Source organism: Paenibacillus sp. FSL H7-0716 (assembly GCF_038002705.1).
Lineage (GTDB): Bacteria > Bacillota > Bacilli > Paenibacillales > Paenibacillaceae > Paenibacillus_AQ > Paenibacillus_AQ odorifer.
The window spans coordinates 37,755-44,498 of record NZ_JBBODA010000040.1 but is presented as its reverse complement, the minus strand read 5'-3'; the positions used below and the strand labels follow the sequence as shown (position 1 = coordinate 44,498).

The 6,744-nt window shown below is 46.0% G+C and carries 6 protein-coding genes; 4 read left to right on the top strand and 2 right to left on the bottom strand.

The genetic code is table 11. From position 1 onward, the window contains the following. Nucleotides 1-474 precede the first annotated feature (474 nt). Complete coding sequence (locus MHH60_RS29170) at nucleotides 475-1,410, bottom strand: MraY family glycosyltransferase (protein WP_076137133.1); 936 nt, start codon at nucleotides 1,408-1,410, stop codon at nucleotides 475-477. 168 nt (nucleotides 1,411-1,578) lie between these two features. Between MHH60_RS29170 and MHH60_RS29165 the strand changes: the two genes are divergently transcribed. Then, complete coding sequence (locus MHH60_RS29165; protein ID WP_076137135.1) at nucleotides 1,579-2,280, top strand: YjjG family noncanonical pyrimidine nucleotidase; 702 nt, start codon at nucleotides 1,579-1,581, stop codon at nucleotides 2,278-2,280. 59 nt (nucleotides 2,281-2,339) lie between these two features. Here the strand turns inward: MHH60_RS29165 and MHH60_RS29160 are convergent, their stop codons facing one another. After that, nucleotides 2,340-3,317, bottom strand: coding sequence for a ring-cleaving dioxygenase (locus tag MHH60_RS29160; protein ID WP_076137136.1), 978 nt, complete (start codon nucleotides 3,315-3,317; stop codon nucleotides 2,340-2,342). Between the two features lie 179 nt (nucleotides 3,318-3,496). On the opposite strand from MHH60_RS29160, the gene MHH60_RS29155 reads away from it, so the two are divergent. The 3 genes from MHH60_RS29155 (at nucleotide 3,497) to MHH60_RS29145 (ending at nucleotide 6,647) form a co-directional block, all read left to right on the top strand. Then, a complete protein-coding gene (locus MHH60_RS29155) occupies nucleotides 3,497-4,303 on the top strand; it encodes an AAC(3) family N-acetyltransferase (RefSeq protein ID WP_076137138.1) in 807 nt (268 codons plus the stop codon). Nucleotides 4,304-4,402: 99 nt separating this feature from the next. Continuing rightward, nucleotides 4,403-5,335 (top strand): manganese-dependent inorganic pyrophosphatase, encoded by a 933-nt coding sequence (locus tag MHH60_RS29150; protein ID WP_076137140.1) that lies wholly within the window; start codon nucleotides 4,403-4,405, stop codon nucleotides 5,333-5,335. Nucleotides 5,336-5,540: 205 nt separating this feature from the next. After that, the gene (locus tag MHH60_RS29145; RefSeq protein WP_076129277.1) at nucleotides 5,541-6,647 is read left to right on the top strand and encodes a Glu/Leu/Phe/Val family dehydrogenase; all 1,107 of its coding nucleotides are present in this window, start codon (nucleotides 5,541-5,543) and stop codon (nucleotides 6,645-6,647) included. Nucleotides 6,648-6,744: the final 97 nt, after the last annotated feature.

Genomic DNA, 6,744 nt, shown 5'->3' with positions numbered 1-6,744 from the left:
AACCAGCAGCAGAATGTAGGATAGTAAGACTGAGCAGTAACGCTGCAAAAGGAGCTAAAGGACACAGGAGTCGCTAAAATCACTCTAATTTGTGCGCTATCGGACTCCAATGCAGCTATTGGGTGGAAATAGACTGAATATGAGTCCATTTTGGGTAGATAGCGTCTCTGGAGTCCGAAAACACCACTAAATGGCCGAAAATCCACGAATAACGGCGCCTGAGTCCGTAAGGATAAAAGCTGCGGAGTTGGCCATGGATCTACGTAGATTCCGTAGATCCCGCAGATCACCGTAGATCACCCTAGACCCGTAGAACCCGCAAGCTCTGGCAAACTATCGCATCTTAGCTATCTCTCGCTACTCTAGAATACCCTCCAACACAAAAAGAGCAAGATTCCATATCGGAATCTTGCTCTTTTTATAACTTTAAAGGGCAGTCTCAGTATATGAGACGTGCCCTTAGTCCCTAATGCATTAGGTCTCAATCAGCAGCAGAATGATAGAGGATAAGGATAGGCAAACACTAATCAGGCAAAGCACGGCAACGACCTGCTTCTGGTTCAGGCCTGCCCGAAGCAGGCGGTAATGAGCCTGGGTGGCATCGGCTTGATAAATGGACTTGCCTTGGATAAAACGTTTGACTACGACAAAAATGTTGTCGAAGATCGGTACGCCCAGCGCCAGAATCGGAATGAACAGCGACAGGACGGTGGCTTGCTTGAACGCGCCGTCGAGTGCAATTACCGCTAGGATGAAGCCGAGAAAGGTTGCCCCGGCGTCGCCCATAAAGATTTTGGCGGGCGGTTTATTGTAGCGCAGATAAGCAAGCGTAACGCCAATCAGTGAAATAGCCATAATGGCAGATGAGGATTGCCCCTTTGCCAGTGCTACAACAAATAACGTAATCGCCGAAATGGCCGTCAAGGCACCAGCCAGACCGTCCATGCCATCCGAGAAATTAATAACTGTGGTTACACCGAAGATCCAGATAATCGTCAGCAGAAACGATAGAATGACAGGCAAAACGATATAATCGCCTGAGAATGGATTGTAGAATCCGGTAAAGGCGTTGCCAGAAGCATAAACCAGGATCGCTGCGCTAACTTGTACAATTAACTTGGGCAGGGCTGGGAAATCTTTGCCCTTCGTTTTGTACCAATCATCCACCGTGCCTATGGTCAGCAACAGTACGCCACCTACAAATAATGCGACAGTCTCCATGGAGAAATCACGCGCGAACACCAGATAAGTAATAAAAAAACCGAGAAATATGGCGTAGCTGGCCGTTAGCGGAATGGGCTCTCTATGAATTTTACGCTCAACGTCCTGCCGAGGCTTGTCCACAAAATCAAGCCGAAAAGCAAGCTTGCCGAGCGGCGGAATTAGAAAGTAGACGATAAGAAATGACATTAGAAATGATAAAACGTATAAAATGACGCTCACCACCGTTTTCTTTTTAAAATACCACAGATCGATTAAATCTACCTTAAAAAAGTAAAATTTTGTCGTGAGGGGTGTGAAGTTGACTTGCCAGCAACGCTGTAGTACCTTGTTGAGAAAAGCCTTTGGGGGATATTTATGAAATACGATGTTATTTTATTTGATGCCGACGATACGTTGTTTGATTATGGAATGGCAGAAAGTCACGCGTTGTCTAATGCCTTTCTACACTTTGGGATGCCCACAGGTGCAGCAGATTATGCTGCCAGTTATCAAGAGATTAACCACGCATTGTGGAGGGATTTAGAACAAGGAAGGATTTCATCTGCGGCGCTGCGGGTAGAGCGGTTTAACCGGTTGTTTGCTGCACATGCGCTTGAGCTTGATCCTGAAACATTCAGTGAGGCCTATCTACGTTTCTTAGGCGAAGGAACCTTTCTGATGCAGGGAGCGATCGAGCTATGCGGAGAGCTTGCAGATTGCCGCTTGGCGATTATCACGAATGGAATCAAGGATGTGCAAACTTCCAGAATCCAAGGCTCGCTGCTAAGTGATACATTTGAGCAGATCATTATCTCAGAGGAGGCAGGGTGTCAGAAGCCAGAGACAGGGATTTTTGATTACGCTTTTGCCAAATTGGGGATTGAAGATAAGGAAAAAGTATTGATTGTGGGTGACTCCTTAACCTCTGATATTCAAGGCGGAATTAATTATGGAATTGATACCTGCTGGTTTAACCCGCTCGGTAAGATTAATGAGTCCAGCGTTCAGCCAAAATACGAAATCCGAAACCTGTCGGAGCTACTAGATATTGTAGGGAAAGCTACTAACCTTCAATAAAAAAATAAGGTGTGAGCGCATAAGCGCCTCACACCTTTTATTTAGTAACTGAAAGAGGTTTATTGCCGAGTATCCAGCGGCTTCAGATACGCCTCGATTTGCTGGCGTTTCGATTCCAGAAATGGCGGCAGCGCAAGCGATTCACCTAAACTTTCCATAGGCTCATCTGTAGCAAAGCCTGGTCCGTCTGTTGCTAACTCAAAAAGGATGCCGTTAGGCTCGCGGAAATAGAGGGAACGGAAGTAGAAGCGGTCGACAAAACCGGAATTAGGAAGCTGCGCCTGGCGGATGTGTTCAATCCATTGCTTCAATTCGTCTTCATTATCAACGCGGAATGCGATGTGATGTACCCCGCCACGTCCCAAATGCTCTTGCTCCAGATCATTGCGTTCCTCCAGATGAACCTCAGCACCTGAACCTCCTTCACCAGTCTGGAATACGAGCACATCTGGCTGACCGGCAACTGTTGAAGAGTAGGTTCCTATACGGCGGAAGCCAAGCAGCTGCTCTAGCACTACCGCAGTATGTTCTGCGCTTTCTACTGTGAGATGTGCGGGTCCTAAGCCTATAATGCCATATTGGGCAGGTACTGGGCTTTTAGCCCAAGGAGTACCGCCGGCAACACCGGTATCATTTTCGTCGGATACGAGAATGAAACGTTGGCTCTCGTGATCGCGGAAGGATAAAGTCTGGCGTCCACCAAGTACCTGTATCGTCCCATGCTCCACGTTAAGCTCGGTGAAGCGTTGCTCCCAGTAGGTAAGTGCGGCATCGCTTGGCACTCGAAGGGAGAGCGCGGAGATGCTGTTATTTCCCTCACGGTTGCGGCCTGCCATCGGAAGCTCGAAAAAGGTTAATTCGGTTCCGGGATTACCCTTCTCATCTCCATAGAATAAATGGTACACTGAAATATCATCCTGATTTACTGTTTTTTTAATGAGACGCAGTCCAAGTACCTCTGTATAGAACTTAAAGTTCTCTTGTGCTTTGCCTGTAATAGCTGAGACATGGTGAAGTCCTTTTAACGTTAAACTCATGATAGTTACCTCCGTGACAATGCTTTGGGTTTGTGGATTATTTTAATTTATTGTTAATATATCGATAGAATTTCAAGTGAATATTATTAAGTTACTATAATTTTAATAGTAATAAGTAACTTTTGCAAGTGGATATTAATGTTTCATGAAATTTAATTCATACATAAGGAGAGAGTATAGTGCACACAACAACAAGCTTGATGAAACAATTACAGGAGTTAGAGATTGATCCGCGGGGGACCATTCTAGTTCATTCCTCTTTAAAAAGTGTTGGCGAAGTAGAAGGAGGCGCGAACACGGTGCTGGATGCACTCAGTGAATATATGAAGGACGGGCTGCTTGTTTTGCCAACGCATACATGGGCTTATATTAATGCGGATAATCCACGCTTCTCTGTTCAAGATTCACCATCTTGTGTTGGGATATTACCGGAGCTGTTCAGAAAACGTCCGGGCGTTGTTCGCTCTTGGCATCCGACTCATTCTGTAGCGGCTTTGGGTGTTGATGCTGAGGCGTTTACTGCAGGGGATGAACGTTGGGATACGCCATGCGCCCGTGGTTCAGTGTGGGGCAAGCTGCTTGATCGGAAGGCGGAAATAGTACTGCTGGGCGTCGATCTGCGGCGGAATACGTTCATTCACGGTATTGAAGAGTGGGTGGATATTCCGGGCAGAATGACGGATAGTCATGAGGAATTATATACGGTGACGCCGGGTGGCGATGAAATCATGGTGCCTTCTCGCAGACATTGTGGTCTCTCTTGGTCGGAGCATTTTTGGAAAGTGGAACGCGAGCTTGAGGATGGCGGTGCCATGCGTAAGGGGAATTTCGGGGATGCGCTAGTTAGAGTGTGTGGAACAGTAGAAACGACGGATATTTTAAGCCTGATGCTAAAAGAGAATCCTGATCTTTTTTCCGATAATGAGCCGCTGCATGGTGAGTCCAAACCAGATCCGCTTCCAAAGACCAGACGTGAACAACCGTAGGTGGGAGAGGCTAAACCATTTTTTCAGCACGCACAATCTGGAAGCCGCTATCAATGTATGGTATATTAATCTCACTAAAACATAGTAAGGAGATTGGAAATGGAAAAAACATTGGTCTTTGGACACAAAAATCCGGATACGGATACTATTTGTTCCGCAATTGCTTATGCAGCACTCAAAAAAGAATTAGGCAGGGATGCTGAGCCAGTTCGTCTGGGAGACGTTAGTGGTGAAACGCAATTTGCGCTTGATCATTTCGGAGTAGAGGCTCCTCGTCTGGTAGAGAACGTAGCTGGAGAAGCTAATCAGGTTATTCTTGTTGACCATAATGAACGCCAACAAAGTGCGAATGACATTGATCAAGTGCGTGTAGTTGAAGTTATCGACCATCACCGGATCGCTAATTTTGAGACTGCACATCCGTTATACTACCGTGCTGAGCCAGTAGGCTGTACTGCTACTATTCTTAACAAAATGTATAAAGAAAACGGTGTAGCTATCCCTAAAAACATCGCCGGATTGATGTTGTCTGCAATCATTTCTGATTCCTTGCTGTTTAAATCTCCAACCTGCACCGCTGAAGATGTAGCTGCAGCACGTGAATTGGCTGAAATCGCTGGTGTAAATGCAGAAAGCTACGGTCTCGATATGCTGAAGGCTGGTGCTGATCTTAGCGACAAGAGTATCGCTCAACTGATCTCCTTGGATGCTAAGGAATTCAAAATGGGTGAATACAAAGTAGAAATCGCCCAAGTGAACGCGGTTGACGTTAATGATGTACTCTCCAAGCAGGCTGAACTGGAAACTGCACTGACTTCCATTATTGCTGAAAAAGAATTGGATCTGTTCCTGTTCGTAGTTACAGATATTCTAAACAACGATTCGGTGGGGCTGGCTCTGGGCCGTGTTGCAGGTGCAGTAGAACAGGCGTACAACGTGAAGCTTGATGACAATAAGGCCCTTCTTAAAGGTGTAGTATCCCGTAAATCGCAAATCGTACCGGTACTTACAGAGACGATTGCTAAACTGTAAAGCATTTTGACAGTTGTCTATGAGAGTAGATTGGATAAAAAGAGCTCATGCCCCATCAGTAGTTAAGATGGTGACATGAGTTCTTTTTGTTTTACGGCGTATTCTGCTACAATATTTTGGGAGGGGATCCAACTGATTCTCTTCCAAATTGCATGAACTTTGAACCAGCATGAGGAATATGACAAAGGGATAGGGGATATTGGAAATGGAATTGTTTGCAGCATTGGAACGGGACGACTATGAGGAACTATTATTTTGTCAGGATAAGGCGTCGGGATTAAAGGCGATCATCGCGATTCATGACACGACACTGGGACCAGCACTGGGTGGAACACGGATGTGGACCTACGCTACGGAAGAGGAAGCTATTGTTGATGCGCTTCGATTAGCAAAAGGGATGACCTATAAAAATGCAGTATCCGGCCTGAATTTGGGTGGTGGGAAAACAGTAATCATTGGAGATCCCAAGAAGGATAAAAATGAAGCCATGTTCCGTGCTTTCGGAAGATACATACAAGGTTTAAATGGACGGTACATAACTGCTGAAGATGTAGGGACTACGGAAGAGGACATGAACATTATTTATCAAGAGACAGATTATGTTACTGGCACCTCACCTACGTACGGTTCTTCGGGCAATCCGTCACCAGCAACGGCTTACGGTGTTTACCAAGGAATGAAGGCAGCCGCTAAAGCCGCCTTTGGCAGCGATTCACTCGAAGGGAAGACGGTAGCTGTTCAAGGTGTGGGGAACGTGGCCTTTACACTGTGCAAACATCTTCATGAAGAAGGAGCACAGCTTATCGTAACGGACATCCATAAACCAGCCGTTCAACGTGCAGTAGAGGCCTACGGCGCCAAGGCTGTAGATCCAGGCGATATCATCAGTGTAGATTGTGATATTTATGCTCCTTGCGCTCTTGGAGCGACAATTAACGATGAATCCTTACGGGTAATCAAGGCGAAAGTGATTGCAGGAGCTGCTAATAATCAGCTGAAGGATTCCTCGCATGGTGATGCACTTCATGAGATGGGGATTGTATATGCTCCAGATTACGTGATTAATGCAGGTGGTGTCATTAATATTGCGGACGAGCTGAACGGCTATAATAAGGAACGTGCCTTTAAGCAGGTGGCGAAGATTTACGACAATATTACCCGCGTAATGGAAATTTCCCGTTTGAACGGAATACCTACTTATGCCGCTGCGAACCAGCTTGCAGAGGACCGGATAGCGCTATTAAGAAATAGCCGCAGCACCTTTCTGCGTAATGGTCAACATGCACTGAGCAGAAGATCGCTGCGGGGATAAGCTGTAAAAAAACTCGGCAAGCTCCATCCGATTATAACTTCGGAGGGACTGCCGAGTTTTTTTATGTTCTTTTATTTCTACAAGAAACGTTTATTCT

What these genes read in the sequence shown, in the direction of transcription:
- MHH60_RS29170 (WP_076137133.1), bottom strand. Translation starts at nt 1,410, where the DNA reads ATGTCATTTCTTATCGTCTACTTTCTAATTCCGCCGCTCGGCAAGCTT.
- MHH60_RS29165 (WP_076137135.1), top strand. Translation starts at nt 1,579, where the DNA reads ATGAAATACGATGTTATTTTATTTGATGCCGACGATACGTTGTTTGAT.
- MHH60_RS29160 (WP_076137136.1), bottom strand. Translation starts at nt 3,317, where the DNA reads ATGAGTTTAACGTTAAAAGGACTTCACCATGTCTCAGCTATTACAGGC.
- MHH60_RS29150 (WP_076137140.1), top strand. Translation starts at nt 4,403, where the DNA reads ATGGAAAAAACATTGGTCTTTGGACACAAAAATCCGGATACGGATACT.
- MHH60_RS29145 (WP_076129277.1), top strand. Translation starts at nt 5,541, where the DNA reads ATGGAATTGTTTGCAGCATTGGAACGGGACGACTATGAGGAACTATTA.